A 16279-nucleotide genomic window follows, 5' to 3' on the forward strand; every position below is an offset into this window, starting at 1 on the left:
AAAATGACTGCGCCCGCCACTCATCGTGACGGGCGCAGCAGGCAGGGCGATCCGATCAGAACTTGACGCGGGCGCCTACCATGAACCGGCGCTCATAGATGTTGTTGTAGGCATGCTCGTCCGGGAAGGTGAGGTAATATTTCTCATATTCGCCGGTGAGGTTCGAGCCCTGCGCATAGAGCGTCAGGTTCGGCGTGAAGTCGTAGCTGATCGACGCATCGACGTAGTTGGTCGGCTGCTGGTACAGCTCGAGACCGGTGATGCCGCCGAAGTCCTGCTGGACCGCACGCTTCGAGCGATAGTTCCAGGCGACCCGTGCCTGGAAGTGGCTGTCTTGGTAGAAGCCGGCAAGGTTGGTCTGGATCTTGGAGTTGTCCTGGAACGGAATGGTGTTGCCGGCGAGATCCTTCTGCCCCGAGTCCGATGGCGAATAGGTGATGTTCGCATCGATGCCGAAGTTCGACAGGATGTGCGGCATGAAGCCGAGATCGTTGAACGACTGCTTCCAGCCCGCCTCGACGCCCTGCAGCGTACCGCCCTCGCCCTGCACCGGGGTGCTGATCGACACCGTGCGGTTGCGCACCACGCCGTCATTGTCGGGCAGGTCGGTACGGATCACGTTGCCCGACTGGATGAAGCTCGCGACGTCGATGTGGAAGGCGCCAAGGCTGAGCAAGCTGCTGTGGCCGATGTAATATTCCAGCGAGCCCTCGACGTTGGTGGCGCGCCACGGATCGAGCTGCGGGTTGCCGTTGGAGCTGCCGCCGGTGACGCGGAACACCGGCGAGCCGGGGTTCGAGGTGTCGATGGCGTAGTTCGGGCTGAGGCCGCCACCCCATTGATTGAGATCGAGCAGCGTCATTGTCTTCGAGAAGGCGAAGCGAAGCTTCAGGTTCTGCGCGAGCTCGAACGCGAGGTTGAACGCTGGCAAGAAGTCGGTGAAGCTGCGCTTGGTCTCGACCGTGCCGTTGGCGAGGTTGGCGACGCCATAAGGCTGTGGTGCACCGGTGACATATTGAGTGATGTCGAGGCGGGTGTTGATGATCTTCAGGCCGGCGTTGCCGCTGACCGGGATCCCGAACACGTCACCCTTGACGTTCATCTGCGCATAGCCCGAGATCTGCTTGACCCCGACGTTGAACGAATTGCCCGGGTTCTGGACCTCGACGTTGCCGGGATAGAAGCTGTTCTGGAACGCCAGCGCGTTGTCCATCACCTTGGGATCGAGAACGTAGATCCCCGGCAGCCCGGCGCCCGGCAGATTGTACTGCTTGACCTGACCGTTGAATATCGGATCGCTCGCCTTGCGGGTCAGGCTGGCGGTGTAGGGCACGAAGCTCGGCGTACCGAAGGTGCCCGAACCCGCGTAGCAGGATGCATCGTTGAGCGGAACGTCGAAGCCCTTCCACTTGACCAGGCAGCCACCCGGCTGCGAGGCCTGCCCTGCGAACAGCGGCGCCGCACGGTCGAACTCATAATCGTTGACCGAGCGCTCGCTGTAGCGGCCGCCGATGCTGAAGTTGACGTTGTCGTTCGCCTCGTACGACGCGTCCGCGCGCACCAGCTTGAGGTCGCCGTTGCGGCGGTAATTGCCTTCCGACGAGGTCGTCTTGAGCGCGTAATTGTCGATGTTGCTAAGCAGCGAGGTCAGCTGCGTCGGCAGCGTGAACACCGGCTGCGCACCGGTGAAGTTGACCGTGGCGGGCAGCGACGCGGCACCGGCGACGGTGTTGACCGAATAGCCGCCCGGATTAAACGCGATGTCACCGGTGGGATAATGGCCGATCCCGCCCGGCTCCCACTGGGTACCGTTCGACGGGCTGAACTGCAGATAGCTCTGGTCGTAATTCGAATAGGCCTTGCCGTAGATCCCGCGCACGGTCGCCTTGAAGCGACCGCCATTGTCGTACTTCAGCTCGACATTGTAATTCTGCGACTGCGACTTGTAGTGATCGTTCTGGGCGTAGGAATCGAAGTTGCCGAGATCGTAATTGTACACCTGGGTGGTGTTGAGATCATAGGTGTGGGACACGCCGCCGCTGTTGAGCGTGACGTCCGCCCCCGTGTCACGCGACTGGCCGGGGACGAATTCCGCCGCCTGCCAGTTGACGTTCTGCATCTGGATGCCGGCGGTGCGGTCATGCTCGTTCTGGCGCGTGAAGAAGGCATCGGCGTTGAGGGTCAGCGCATCGCTGATCTCCCACTGTGCCGAGGCGTTGACGCCGATGCGCTGACGCTCGTTGACCTTGTCCCACGCAGTGAAGCCCTGCGGCACGATGAACGCGTCGTTGGCATCGCCATCGCCGTTCACATCGCGGCCGGCGCCGACAATCGTACCGTGCGGGCGATTGAGCGGCGAAAAGCCGCTGGTGAGGTTGACGTCGCCGGTGGGATTGTCGGCGGTGTTGAACTGCTCGTTGTGCAGCGCCGCGCCATAGCCTTCCTGGATGCCGTTGTGCGAATTCGACAGCTGCACCTTCGAATAGGCGCCCGACACCAGGAAGCCGAAGCGGTCGCCATGATAGCCAACCAGCGCGTTGAAGTTCGGATTGAACTTCTTGGTCTTGTCGCCATAGGCGCCCTCGGCCGCGGCCGCGAGCGTGAAGCCGTTCTTGAGATCGAACGGACGCCGCGTGCGCAGGTTGACGGTGCCGGTGATGCCGGCGTTGAGCAGGTCGGCGGTGCTCGACTTGATGACGTCGGCGCCGGCGAACAGCTGCGAGGGAATGTCGTTGAAGTTCGGCTGGATCGTCGTGATCGACTGCGCGCCTAGATAGGCTTCGCCGTTGAGCAGCGTCGTCACCTGCGGCAGACCGCGGATGTTGATCGCCGCACCCTCGCCCGCATCGCGGCGGATCTGCACGCCCGGGATGCGCTGCAGCGAGTCGGAGATGGTGACGTCGGGCAGCTTGCCGATGTCTTCGGCCGAGATCGAATCGGTGACCGACGCGGCGTCGCGCTTGAGGTTGACCGCGCGCTGCTGGGCGCCACGAATACCGGTGACGACGATGTCGCCTTCCTGAGCCGCGGCGTCGCTGGTCGGCTGGCTCGGATTGGCTGCGTCGCTCGCCTGATCGGCGGCCACTGCGCTCGGCGAAGCAGCCTGACCGGTCGGCGCGCTCTGGAGAACGCCTTGGGTGGTGGACGATTGCTGAGCGCTTGCGGTACCACAGATCAAAGTCGCGGCGGACGCCGTAACCATCAACGCCGCCTTGTAGTTCGCGCAAACCTTCATAGCCGTCATCTCTCCATCATAGCCCGTAGCGGGGTCCGCTAGGTCGTCGTGATGGTGTCAGAGGCGGCTGCGCACGCGGCGCCAGTTCTCCCCCAATCATCGCGCGGCCTGCAGCCATCTTGTGTCCGCTCGATATCTCGCCGCCGGAAAGCCGGCAACATTAAATAATGCAATTTTGCAGATGCAATGCGAATGACGTGTTAGCGTGTCCCAAATGCAACGCTATGCACCTGCCGGTGACCTTGCGGACCGTTATGCTGGAGGGCGATATCGGATTGCGACAACTAGGTCCCTCACCCACTCGGCTCTTGAGCATGGTGGCCTGGCTCGCGAGGACCTGTCAGGCCGCGCGGGTGGCGGTGCGTTACCCTGTGCATTTCTTCCGGATCGTGAGATGGCGCGCCCGGCTGGAAGTTGTTGTCGACATCAGCCTTCCGTGGCGACAGCTCTCGAGATGGCATGTAGCAGATAGAACCGGCGATGAAGCTGCTTTTTACCGCCAGATCTCGCTGATATGTCCATTGTATCAACCCGTTGAACTCATAATCCGGCGCGCGAAGTTGTGGCCGGGATCAGCTCGACGAGGTGTGGCAAGCTCTGGTTGTTGCCTCGACGTGCAAGGCGTGCGTCGCCATTCACGCACGGCTTCCGCCTTCTACTTGTCGGCCATTGGTGAGGCCAGGCTATAAGACGATCGCCAATACGTGCACGCAAATCAAGGCAAAGGCTCGGTGTCGGCCGCACGGCGAACCTGGTTCGCGTGGCACTCGAAGCGGGGCTCTGCTGATGATCAGGGGCGGAGCTGGCGATCTGAGGCGCGCCAGGCATCGTCAATCGGCAGCGCTCGTCCCCGCGCTGAGCTCATGCAGGAAGTGCGCGCGCGCTTCAGTGCCACGCTGATAGCGGCGCAGCTGCTTGCGCTGATCCGCGCTCAGCTTGAAGCGCGTGTAGCCGCGACGCGTCAGGCAATAATCGAGCACCGATTGCAGTTGGTCGGACACGTCGACATAGGCCGCGTGACGGAAGATCCCCGTGTACGTGCTGTTGCGGAAGACGACCCGGATCGATCAAGATCATCGCGGACATATAGCCGCTTGCCCCACCCACATAGGATCCACCCGCCAGTGTTGGGTCGAGGCCGCTGACGAACCCGGCGAGCGCGGCGGTGTTCTGCCCAGACAAGGCCACTACCGTGTCGGGTTTCATGCTGACGTCCAGCCCGTAGCTGGTGTTGGCGCATTTCAGCGTATAACCGCGATAATCGGCGAACGAGACGCCCGGTTTGGCCCAGCTGATATTGGAGGGCTTGCGCCGCGCCATCACCGGCGATGCGCACGCCAGAACTGCTACCGCTGCTACCGCCACCTTGATGGGCATGACATCGCTCCCGATGAGGCTCGGTATCGGTATGCCTACGCCCGACCGCCGCCAAGTATCCGGCGTCGCCCCCACTTTCCTGAGACATCTGCCGTCGGCGTAGGAGCATCGCCTCGAAATCCCGGCAGCTCGTTAACCGCGCTTGCCATATGCGTCAGATTGAGCAGGACTGTGATCTGTGGGAGCTGTGCAGAACCTTGTCATCTTCGGGGGCGGTACGGCCGGCTGGATGACTGCGACCGCCCTCGCCGCAACCTTTGGCGAGCGCCTGTCGATCAGCCTTGTCGAGTCCGATGCCATCGGCACGGTTGGCGTCGGCGAGGCGACGATCCCCACGATCCATTGGTTCAACGAGCTGATCGGATTGGACGAGGCAGCGTTTGTCCGGGCCACCCAGGCAAGCTTCAAGCTCGGCATCGAGTTCGTCGACTGGCGCCGACCAGGGCACCGCTACTTCCATCCGTTCGGCCGTTACGGCGTCGATCTCGGCCGGGTCCCGTTTCACCAATGCTGGCTGCGCGCCCGCGCCGACGGGCTGGACCAGCCTTTATCGGCCTACTCCTTGGCAACCAGGCTCGCCGCCGACGGCCGCTTTGCCAAGCCAGCGGTCGATCCACGCTCGATCCTGTCCACGCTTGGTTACGCCTATCATTTCGATGCCGCGCTATACGCCAGGCACCTCCGCGGCTTGGCCGAGGCCAGGGGCGTTCGTCGCTGTGAAGGCAAGGTTCAGAGCGTCGATCGCGATCCGCAGACGGGCTTTGTGACGGCGCTGACCACCGATCGCGGCGATCGGCTGACGGGCGAGCTGTTCATCGATTGCTCGGGCTTTCAGGCCCGATTGATCGGCGGGGCGATGGCCTCGCCGTTCGAGGATTGGTCGCGCTGGCTGCCCTGCGATCGCGCCGTGGCCGTACCGTGCGCGCGAGTGGCAGCAACAACGCCCTACACACGATCGACCCTGCGCACGGCCGGCTGGCAGTGGCGTATCCCGCTGCAGCACCGAACCGGCAACGGCTATGTCTATTCGAGCCAGTTCGCGAGCGACGATGACGCCGCGGCAACGCTGCTCGCCAATCTCGACGGCGCACCGCTCGCCGACCCCCGCGTGCTGCGCTTCACCGCCGGCCTCCGCCGCGAGGCGTGGCGCGGCAACGTCGTCGCCATCGGCCTGTCGGCAGGCTTTCTGGAGCCGCTTGAATCGACCAGCATCCACCTCATCCAGAGCGGCATCGCCAAGTTGATCACGCTGTTTCCCGATGCCGACTGCGATCCGGTGCTGGCGCGCCAGTTCAACAAATTGGTCGGCCGCGACATGGACGGGATCCGCGATTTCCTGATCCTGCATTATCACGCGACGGAGGGGCACGACGCGCCGCTCTGGCGGCAGGCACGTGCCACGGCGCTGCCCGACAGCTTGGCCGACAAGATGGAGCAATATGTTCGCGCCGGGCGGCTGCTGCTGGGCACGGACGAGTTGTTCCGCGAGGCGAGCTGGCTCGCGGTGCTCAACGGCCAGGGCGTCGAGGCGGAGGGATTTGCACCGCTCGCCGCCACGCTCGATGGCGCAACCAACCGTCGCCAGCTGGATCAGATAGAAAGCGTGATCGCCAGGGCCGTGCCGACGCTGCCGCCCCACGACGATGCGATCGCGGCGATGATGGCCGCGCGATGAGCAGCCCCACGGTGCGCCTCCGCCGCCTCGGCCACGAGGGCGAGCCCGTGGCGGTCATCGACAATTTCATCGCCGATCCCGACGCGCTGCGAGGCTTTGCCGAGACGCAGGAATTTGAACCCGCAGGACGGCACTATCCCGGCATCAAGGCGCGATTGCCCGATCATTACCTCAGTACCCAGGGACCGTTGATCGCGACCATCGCCAGCAAGGCGTTGGGGCTTGCGGGGCCGCTATCGCTGCTGGAGGCCCGCTTTTCGGTCGTCACCGCTCCGCCGGATGCCCTGTCGCTCGAACAGCGCCTGCCGCATGTCGATGCGCTGGAGGAAGGACGGTTGGCGCTGATCCACTATCTCGTCCCCGGCGGAACCTATGGCACCGGCTTCTACCGGCACCGCGCCACCGGTTACGAGACGATCGATCCGGACCGTCGCGACCGGTATTTCGCCGCGCTCGACCATGATCTGCGCACGCAGGGGCTCCCCGACAGCTATATCGCCGGTGATACGCCACTTTACGCGCAGACCGACAGCATCGACGGGGTCTATAATCGCGCATTGCTGTACCGCAGCCGGCTGCTGCATTCGGGCGCGATCCCGCGCGGTGCCGCCCTGCCCGCCGATCCCCGCACGGGGCGGTTGACGGTCACCGGCTTCTTCGCCGCCTAAGATCCCCTGGGCGGTCGCACCGCGAGGTAGACGGTGCTCCACAGCTGCGCCGCATTGGACTCGTCGACATCTGCCTTGCCCGCACCGAACGCGACGATGCGGTAGCCGCCGTCACGATAGGCCCAGGACCATAGTTCCGACCCGCGGATCGCCCTGCCCTGCGCGATCGCGCGCCACAACGCACCCTGCGCCGCTGTCAGCTGGGCGCGGGTGGTCGGCGGCAGGTCGGTACGCGCCAGCTGGCGCTCCAGCCCGGCGGCAAGAAGCGCCTGCTGCCATGACCAGATCACCGCGCCATGATAGGCTGCCGGCGTGAAGCGCGCTTGGATATCGGTCGACGCAAAGGCTGCATTGGCGACGAGCAGACCGACGTCGGTCAGCAGTCCCGCCGGAAACGGCCGCATGATCGCCCCAATGAAGGTATCGAGATCGGCGGGCGACGGGCGGCCGAAGAGCAGCGCGAAGCCTTCATCCGAATTGACGATGGGAACGGGCCGGCCGGCCTTGTCCAGCGACAGCGCATGGAACGTCAGCGGCTGCTGGCCCAGCGCGGCGAGCGCGGGGCCGGCGGGAACACCAAGGGCCGCCGCATAGCGAGGCACCCGTTCCCGGGCTACGCTTGGCGCGACCTCGACGCGGAACAGCGGCGGTGCCTTGTCTCGCCACAGCTGCGCGGTCGCCGCCGCCTGGGCGAACGCCTGGCGGTCTGCGGCAGTCAGATATGGATCGAGCAGGCCCGCACGAAATAGTCGGCCCGCTGCGTCGATGGCGGCAGGCACCAGCGCGGCATTGATGTCATACGGGTAGATGCCACCACCGAGCCCGTCCTCGCTGTCGCGCCATTCACCGGTTAGACGGCCAGGCTTGATCGCGACCAGGGTCTGCGCCGAAGGCGCCGCGGCGAACGGTGCTGCCTGGGCAAGGACAAAGCGCAGGTTGCGACACAGCGCCTTCCCGGTGGTCTCGCGCTCGCCGGGGTGGCGCTCGCTGGCAAGCGACGCGGCCAGGTAACGCCTCGCCTGTGCGCGGTCGGCCCCGAGCAGATAATCCGCGGCGACCGGCGCCAGCATATAGTCGTCGTCGACCATGCCATCGTCGAGCTCGGGTGCGTCGCCCTCGCGACCGGCCTTGCGGTTTGCCACGAGCGCGAACTCGCCGATCCCCTCCTCGTGCGCGACCTCACCACCGGGCGACAGCCGTGCGATCACCGCATTGAGCCCCGCCTCGATGGCAGCCGGCTGCAGCACGGGCATCAGCAGGCGTACTGACATCAGAGTGTCGCGGCCGAAATAGGTATCGAACCGCCACGATCCGGCGAGGAACTTCTCGCGATAGCTGAGAAAGGCGAGCGCATTGCGCGCCGCCGGATCCGCCGCGGCGCCCGCGGTGAGCAGCGCCGCGGTCGGGATCGGCGTCAGCGGTGTCTCGCCGGTCAGCGCGGAGATCTCGATGCTGATGCGGCCGCCAGGACCGGCCACGATGGCGCCGCCGTCGATCCGCCCCTCGACGACGCGCAGGCTGAGTTCATAGCCTGCGCCGCCATCCAGCCGCGGTCGTTGCCATGTCATCACCTTGCCTCGAATTGTCGGCGCAGGCGCCGCGATCTCGGCCGGGAAGGTGCCGACCGCCTGATAATCGCGCAGGAAGCGGATACTCGACAGCACCGCCTGCTTCGGCACCAGCCGCCCTGCCTCGACGCTGGCCGCAGCGATGATGCCGTGAAGGCGGCCGCGGTTGATCGGTCGCGGCGCGGCGCCGAGCCGCCAGGTCACCGGACGATCAGTGGCCGCGAACCACAGCCCGACGCCGCTGTTGCCCGCCGGAAAAGCGACGAGGATGCGCGGCTCCACGCCGTTGCGCAGCAGCAAGTGCGCAGCAACCGGGCCGGAGCGAACGAAGGCGTTGAGATTTTGCCCCTCGGTGAGCTGGAAGGCGAGTTCGGGGCGCGGGGTGACCGGCGCGGCGGCACAGGTCATCAGGGCGAGGGCTGCCGCCATCGTCATCCGCACAGCGCTGGTCATTCTTTCGATCCTCACTGGGGGAGCGCCCGCTCGCCTCGGCGGCCGGCGCCCCTCTCTTCCTGCTCGCCGCAGCTCAGAACTTGACCGTCAGCGATCCGCCATAGGTGGTGCCGGCAATGCCGCGGGCATAGAAATAGCCGTCGGTGATCGCCTGGGTCTGGCCCTGTCGCGGATTGCCCTCGGTCAGCCCGATGACGTTGAAGATATTGTCGGCGTTGAAATTGGCCTGGATCCGGTCGTTGATGTTCACCGTGACGCCCGCGCTGGTCACGCCGTAGCTCGGCAGCGCGACACCGTTGCCGGCATCGGCAAAGATGCGGCCGATGAACTTGTAGCGGCCATAGACCTCGCCGAGGCCATGGGGCAGCTTGAGCGCAGGGGTGATCGTGAACAGCTTGGCCGGGGTCCGTTCAGGACGATTACCCTCGAACTGCGCCCCCTGGTTGACGCCATCGATCTGCAGGTTGAGCAGCTTGGGCTGCTGGAACACCCCCTGGAAGTCGACCGAGAACCACGCGATCGGGCGGATGTTGACATCCACCTCGACACCCCGGGTGCGCAGGTCGGCGTTGATGTTCTGCTGCTGCGAGGGATTGTCGGGGTTGGCGAAATTGTAGTTCTGGTTGCGGAAGTTGGTCTGGAAGACGGTGGCCGAACCGCTGATGAAGCGGCGGTACTGATAGCGGACCCCCGCCTCGTACAGCTCGATCGTCGTGATCGGATCGGTGTTGTTGGTCTGGAAGCCGTCGGCATAGCGCGCGTAGATCGCGAGGTTGGGCGTGAACTGATAATTGGCGCCGACCGTATAGGCGAGCTTGCGCTGCGTCCGCTGCGTCACTGCATAGGTGCCGTCGAACGTCGAGCCGACGGTGCGGACCACCCCCGGCACGCCGGGCTGCACTGGCTGGTTGACCGCCGCGGCCTGGCCATCGAGGAACTTGGCGTCGTTGATCTCCCACCGCAGACCGCCGTCGATATGCAGATCGCCGATGGCGAGCTCGTCATTGGCATAGAAGGACACGGTGGAATCCTTGCGGGTGCGGATACCCGCCCCCCAATCGCCATAAGACACCAGCCCGTTGTCGGACAGCGTGCCGACCACCGCATTGGCCGCGTTGAGCGCGACGATGTCGTAGATGTCGCTGTTGGTGCGGACATCGTTGACGACGCTCGCCGTCGCCGACTGATCCTGCGCGCGCGTGACGTCGTAATACATCACGCCCGCGGTCAGCGAGTTCTTGAAGCCGCCGCTTTCATATTCCCACGTGCCGCCGGCGTTGATGCCATAGTCCTTGCCGTCGACCGCATCGTGGTTGAGCGTGGTCCGCTGCAGGAAGCCGTTGCCGTTCAGCGCATTGAGCGCCCCCACCTGTTCCGACCCGAGCACGGTACCGGTGCGCAGGTTGCGGATGCCGAAGTGGGTCGTCGCCGGGAAGGCGGCAAAGCCGGCCCGCAGCAGGTCGATGATCGGCGACACCGCCGGGTTGGGCGTCAGATAGTTGACCGCACTCGTCAGGCCGGCGTTGCCGGTCCCGGAGCCGGGGAACAGCCCGTTGAAGTCGTACGAATATTTGAGATAGCGACTGTGCAGGAACAGGGTGAAGCTGTCGCTGACCGGCGCTTCCATGTCGATCCGGAACTGCGCCGTCTTGGCCTTGATCCCGTCCTGATAACGGAAATCGCGAAACCCGCTCGGGTGAGCAAAGGTCGAGACCGGCACCTGGATGCTGTTGAAGGCGTCGCCGCCGACGTTGCCAAATTGCGTGTCGAGGCTGGGAATGCCGCCGGGCTTGCCATCGGTGAAGCGATAGGGCTGGTCGGCATAATAAGCGTTTTCGATGTCGCCGCCCTTGGCGGAGAGGCGGATGTAGCCGCCGCCCTCGGGACGGTACTCCAGCATGCCTTTGACGCGCCAGCCGCGGTAGTCGAACGGATTGTCGCGGATGCCGGGGCTCGATTGGAAGTAGCCGCCGACGTTGAACGCCAGCTTGTCGGTGATCGGCGCCGATAGATAGGCATCACCGCGCTTCATGCCGTAATTGTAGAAGGTGCCGCGGCCGATCGCTTCGGCGCGTTCGAAATTGGGGGTCTTGGAGACGAAGTTGATCGTCGCGCCGGCGCCATTGACGGTCAACACGCCCGACGAGCCGCCCTTGACGGCTTCGAGCCGGTCGATCGTCAGATCCTGGTCGAAAAAGAAATCCGCCCCGCCGCCGTTGTACAGGATCGGCATGCCGTCTTCCTGCAGCTGGACGAACCGCTGGCCGCCGCCCTGCAGGCCGCGAACCGAGTAATTGTTGGAAACGGCGCCCGCGGTCGCCTCGACGAAGATACCCGGGATCAGCTCGAGCATGTCGGCGGTCGAGCGCGGCGCCTTGCGGTCGATGTCGTCGCGACTCGCCAGCGTGATATCGGCGGACGAGGTGATGAGCGGCCGGTTGCGCGTCGTCTGGCCGGTGACGACGATGTCCGCTTCCTGCGTGTCCTGCGCCGCGTCGGGCGTGGCCGTCGGGTCCTGGGTTACCGATGGCGCTGACTCCACGCTCTGTGCGCAGACCGGGAACGGCAAGGCGGCACAACCCGCCATCAGCGCTGCACGCAGCGCGCGACGATTGATCATCGATCTTCTCCCAACGACCCAGCCCTTCTGATGAGGCCGGTACCGAATCATTACGCGTGTCACGGTCGGAGAACAATCCACGCAGCCGTAACGATCTGTTACGCTGTGCAATATCGGGGGAGACCGCCGCGGGTTCACGGCAGCGCGGCAGCACAGGTCAGCACCGGCTCGCTGGCCGACGACCAGCATCACCGCGCCGAGCCACATCCGACGTGCGACCGTCGGTTCCGCGCCATGACGGGTCCAACGTCGGCCTCCTGCCCCCCGGTGCCGGCGCCCATGCGCCATGTCGAGCGAGCACCCGCGACCCGCGCCGCGCCTGTCACATCGACAGCGCCTGGGTGTAGCCGGTGAGCTCGAGATAGCCGCGCCCCCCGGGCACGCGCACCGCGCCTTCCCAATAGACCGGCAAGCCGCCTCGGCGCGCGTCGAGTTCCTGCGCGGCGAACAACGGCGTCAGCCGCCGCGTCGTCACCTTGCCGTCGATGCGGACGCTGAGATCCTGCATCACCGGGTAGACCGCGCCGGTCGCGCGGCTGCGCCAAGTCGCGACCGGCCGGAACACGACGTCGCCCGGTCCGAGCACCACCGTGCGCCCGTCGGGCCGTCGCAACGACCCGCCCGCCCATAACGTGCCCCCGCCCTTGCGGCGGATGCGGAACGCCATCAGCGCCGAGCCGTCGTCGAGGTTGAGGCCGGTCCAGTCCCAGCCCTGCGCCGCCGGCGCGAGATAGTTGGACGACCATTCGCGATCGAGCCACGCCTCGCCGGTGACCGCCACCCGCCGTCCGCCGCGCAGCACCGTGCCTGATACGCGCAGGTGCGGGACCGAATAATAATAGCTCGCCTCGTCAGGTCGCGGGCCCTTGCGGCTATAGCCGCCAACACCCTCGGCCAGCGGCGGCTGGGTCGGCTGGAAGGCGAGCGCAAGCCCGAAGCCGTCGGCGGCGACCGTCGTCCGCCAGCGGCCGTCCGCGCCACGGCGCAGCCGCCAGTCCCTGATCGCGATATCCGCATCACCGGTGGCCGCCGCGGCGAGCCCGAAGCCCTGCCGCGCGGCACGCTCGCCATGCAGCAGCCGCCCGCTCGCCGGGTCGGACAGTGCGGCATGCGCGAACAGCACCTGGCGTGCGGCGAACCGGCTCGGGTTGCCCGCCTCCACCGGCGGGCGGGTCCGGAAGAAGGTCACCTGGAAGCCGAGATCCTTGCCGTCGGCGGTCCGCAACCAGCCGGTGACATACCACCATTCGGTGCGGAATGCCGGGTGTGCGCCGTGATCCGCCGGAAAGCGCAGCATGATCCCGGGGCGCACCTGCGGGTATGGCGTCGCTGCCGGGGCGGCGACCGCAACCGCCGCCGCCGCCAGCCAGCCGGATATCGTCGTCCATCGCCTCATCACCAATCCTCCCGCACCGAGGTGATCGCGCTGCGCGCCGTGGCGCGCCGCCCGGCGAGCACCGCGGTGATCGCCGCCGCGCCGGTCAGCGCCGCCGCCACGCCGAGCAGCGTGCCGACGGGGATCCGCGTCGTCATCGTCCAGTTGAACGATTGCGGGTTGATGACGTGGATCAGCACCTGCGCCAGCACCAGGCCGAGCCCGATACCGGCGAGCGCCCCCGTCAGCCCGACGATCGCCCCCTCGCTCGCCAGCATCGCGGTGAGCTGGCGGCGGGTGAGGCCAAGATGGCGCAGCATGCCGAACTCGCGTTCGCGCGCGATCGTCTGCGCCGACATCGTCGCGGCGACGCCCGCCAGCCCGACCAGGATCGCCACCGCCTCGAGCAGGTAGGTCACCGCGAAGCTGCGATCGAACAAGGTCAGCGCAAATCGCCGCAGCGTCGCCGGCCGCGTGATCTCGACCTGGCCGCGCAGCGCCGCCGGCAACCGCGCGGTCAGCCCCGCCGCGACCCGGTCGATATCCTGCCCGGGGGTGACGGTCACCGAGATCTCGTCGCGGCCATCATCGCCGGTGAGGCGCTGGTAATCGGCTTCGTCGATCAACACCGCGCCGGCCTGGCGGCCATAATCGCGCCAGACCCCGGCGACGACAAAGCGGGTGCGGCCGGCGATCGGCAGGTCGACCGCCGCGCCCGGGTTCCAGCCGTACAGTCGCTGCGCCGGCTCCGACACCCACACCGGCAACGCCCCTGGGGACAGCGCCGGCGCCCGATCGATCAACACCAGCAGCGGGTCGCGCCCGCCCCGCTCCGGCCGAGCGATCAGGCTGATCGGCGGGCGATCGACCGCGATCGTGAGCGGCAATTGCCGGCTGAACGCCACGGTGGCGATCCCCGGTGTCGCCGCCAGCCGCGCGCGCGTCGCGGGATCGAACGACGCGCCGGCGGTGGTGCGGGCATACAGGTCCGCGCCCAGCACCTGCCCGAGCCAATCGTCGACGGCGCCGCGGAAGCTCGTCACCATCGTCGCCATCGCGATCATCAGCGCAGTCGAGGCGACGATCCCACAGAGCGCCGTTGCCGCTTCGCCCGGTGCCCCGTGCAGATGCCGCACCGCAAGCAGGCGCGGCACGCTGCCGCGCTGCTGGCGGGCGAGCGGCGACAGCAGCGCCCGCGCGAACCACGGCACCCCGGCGACGCCGCCGGCGAGCATCAGCGCCATGCCGGCGAAGCCGAACAACGGAAGGCCGCCGACCGCGGGCAGCAGCGCGGCGCCGCCGCCCGCCGCGAGCAGCGCCGCCGCCGGCCACCAGGCGACGGCGCGGCGCGGATCGAGCACGTCGCCGGCGTTCTTCAGCGCCGCCGCCGGCGCGGCCCGCGCGGCAACCCGTGCCGGCAAGACGCTGCCGAGGCAGGCCGCGAGCAGGCCGAGCGCGAAGAAGCCGAGCGCCGCGGCGGGCTGGAACACCACCCGCGCGGTGCCGCCCGCGAAATAGCCGGCGCCGAGATCGCCACCAAACCAGTGCAGCGCCGCCCATGCCAGGCCATATCCCGCCAGCAGCCCCGCCGCCGACCCGACCACGCCGATCGCCACGCCCTCGACTACCACCGCGGCCACCACCCCGCCGCGCGGCATGCCGAGCGTCCGCAACAGGGCAAAGGCGCGCTGGCGGCGGATCACCGACAGCGATTGCGCCGAATAGACCAGGAAGCCGCCGGTCAGCAGCGCGACCAGCGCCAGCATGTCGAGATTGACCCGATAGGCGCGCGACAGCGCATCGCCCTGCGCGTTCTGCGTCGCCGCGGTGGCGATCACCGCATCGGCGGGCAGCAGGCGGCGCAGCGCCGGCTCGGCCGCGTCGCGGTCCGCCAGCGCCAGGTCCACCCGGTCGATCCGGCCCAGCCTGCCGAACCGCCATTGCGCGGCGGCAATGTCGATGACGCCGATGGCGGTATCACCTGCGGCAGGCAGCGTGCCGACGATCCGCAACGGCACCGTCCGCCCGTTGGCGACGATCTGCACGGTCGCGCCCACCCGCGCGCCGCTCTGCAGCAGCGCCTGGCGCGAGAGGAACAGCGCCGCCTCGTCGAACACGGCGTCGTTCTCCTGGTCGGGCCCGGCCGGGCGCAACCCGATCAGCGACGGCGTCACCGCCGCAGCGCGGATCACGTCGACCCCCAGCAGCGTCAGCCGGGTCCGCCCGATCCGCGCCTCGAGGCTCACTACCGGACTCGCGTCGCCGACCCCCGCAGCGGTCGCGATGCGCGGGTAGACGCGTTCGTCGAACCCGAGCGGGCTGGTGGCGTGGACCGACAGCTCGGCAGCACCGCTGACGCCGCGCATCGCGCCATCGAATGACGCGAGCGCCGAGCCGTTGACGAGGTGGACGGCAAAGCCGAGCGCGACGCCAACGGCGATCGCGACCGCGGTCGTCAGAAAGCGGGCGGGATGAAACCGCCACTCGCCGCCGATCAGCCAGCCTAGCGCCAGCCGACCCGACGATGCCCCGGCCTGCTCAGCCACGCCGGTCGACCAGCCCTTCCGCGCCGAGCGTCAGCACGCGGTCGGCGATCGCGGCACTCGCCTCGGAATGGGTCACCATCACCCCGGCGGCGCCATGGCCGCGCACCGCGTCGGCGAATAGCGCCAGCACCCGCGCCGCCGTCTCCGGATCGAGATTGCCGGTCGGCTCGTCGGCCAGGATCAGCGCAGGGCGATGGACGAGTGCCCGGGCGATCGCGACCCGCTGCAGCTCGCCGCCCGACAGGTCCCGCGCATAGCCCTCGCCGCGCCCGGCAAGGCCGACGGCGTCGAGCATCTCCTCGGCGCGCCGTTCGGCCACCGCGGCATCTGGCGAGACCAGCGCCAGCGGCAGCGCGACATTCTGCCGCAGCGTCAGATAGGGCAGGATGTGAAAGGCCTGGAACACGAAGCCGATCCGCTCGCGACGCAGCCGGGTGCGGGCGGTCTCGTCGAGGGTGCCCAGCATCACCCCGTCGATCGCGACGCTGCCGCCGTCGGCGTCATCGAGCCCGGCAAGGATGTTGAGCAGCGTCGACTTGCCGACGCCGGATTCGCCGATGATCGCGACCAGCTCGCCCGCGCGAACCGCCAGGTCGAGGTGCTGGAACAGCCGGCGTGGCCCCGTCGCGGATCCGGGCACCGACTTGGTCAGCGCCTGCACGTCGAGCAAGGGTCCCGTGGCAAGCCCAGCCCCCCTGCCACCTTCCCAGTCCGAATTGTCGCCCACGCCCATCGATGCTCCTGCCCCGCGCCGGTTCGCCG

Annotated in this window: 9 protein-coding genes; 2 read left to right on the top strand and 7 right to left on the bottom strand. The window is 67.3% G+C overall.

The window, feature by feature from the left end; translation table 11 throughout:
* Positions 1 to 55: 55 nt before the first annotated feature.
* Positions 56 to 3085: a TonB-dependent receptor gene (locus AC07M8_RS09930; RefSeq protein WP_495174178.1), complete on the bottom strand. Its 3030-nt coding sequence runs from the start codon at positions 3083 to 3085 to the stop codon at positions 56 to 58.
* Between the two features lie 1035 nt (positions 3086 to 4120).
* Entirely contained in the window at positions 4121 to 4612 is a 492-nt protein-coding gene (locus AC07M8_RS09935; protein ID WP_495174179.1) for a hypothetical protein, read from the bottom strand.
* A gap of 178 nt (positions 4613 to 4790) precedes the next feature.
* Here AC07M8_RS09935 and AC07M8_RS09940 point away from each other — a divergent pair, with 178 nt between their 5' ends.
* On the top strand, positions 4791 to 6287 hold the full coding sequence (locus AC07M8_RS09940) for a tryptophan halogenase family protein (protein WP_495174180.1): 1497 nt from the start codon (positions 4791 to 4793) through the stop codon (positions 6285 to 6287).
* On the top strand, positions 6284 to 6955 hold the full coding sequence (locus AC07M8_RS09945; protein WP_495174181.1) for a DUF6445 family protein: 672 nt from the start codon (positions 6284 to 6286) through the stop codon (positions 6953 to 6955). Before AC07M8_RS09940 ends, AC07M8_RS09945 begins: the two co-directional genes overlap by 4 nt.
* On the opposite strand, the gene AC07M8_RS09950 is transcribed toward AC07M8_RS09945, so the two are convergent.
* From AC07M8_RS09950 to AC07M8_RS09970, 5 genes are all read right to left on the bottom strand, one after another.
* Positions 6952 to 8976 (bottom strand): hypothetical protein, encoded by a 2025-nt coding sequence (locus AC07M8_RS09950; protein ID WP_495174182.1) that lies wholly within the window; start codon positions 8974 to 8976, stop codon positions 6952 to 6954. The genes AC07M8_RS09945 and AC07M8_RS09950 overlap by 4 nt on opposite strands.
* A 73-nt stretch (positions 8977 to 9049) precedes the next feature.
* A complete protein-coding gene (locus AC07M8_RS09955; protein WP_495174183.1) occupies positions 9050 to 11596 on the bottom strand; it encodes a TonB-dependent receptor domain-containing protein in 2547 nt (848 codons plus the stop codon).
* 322 nt (positions 11597 to 11918) lie between these two features.
* On the bottom strand, positions 11919 to 12992 hold the full coding sequence (locus tag AC07M8_RS09960; RefSeq protein WP_495174184.1) for a lipocalin-like domain-containing protein: 1074 nt from the start codon (positions 12990 to 12992) through the stop codon (positions 11919 to 11921).
* Positions 12992 to 15517, bottom strand: coding sequence for an FtsX-like permease family protein (locus AC07M8_RS09965; protein WP_495174185.1), 2526 nt, complete (start codon positions 15515 to 15517; stop codon positions 12992 to 12994). The genes AC07M8_RS09960 and AC07M8_RS09965 overlap by 1 nt, the downstream gene beginning before the upstream one ends.
* Positions 15510 to 16250, bottom strand: a complete 741-nt coding sequence (locus AC07M8_RS09970) for an ABC transporter ATP-binding protein (protein ID WP_495174186.1) — start codon at positions 16248 to 16250, stop codon at positions 15510 to 15512. The genes AC07M8_RS09965 and AC07M8_RS09970 overlap by 8 nt, the downstream gene beginning before the upstream one ends.
* Positions 16251 to 16279: the final 29 nt, after the last annotated feature.

The organism is Sphingomonas sp. GW821-FHT09E03 (assembly GCF_059416225.1).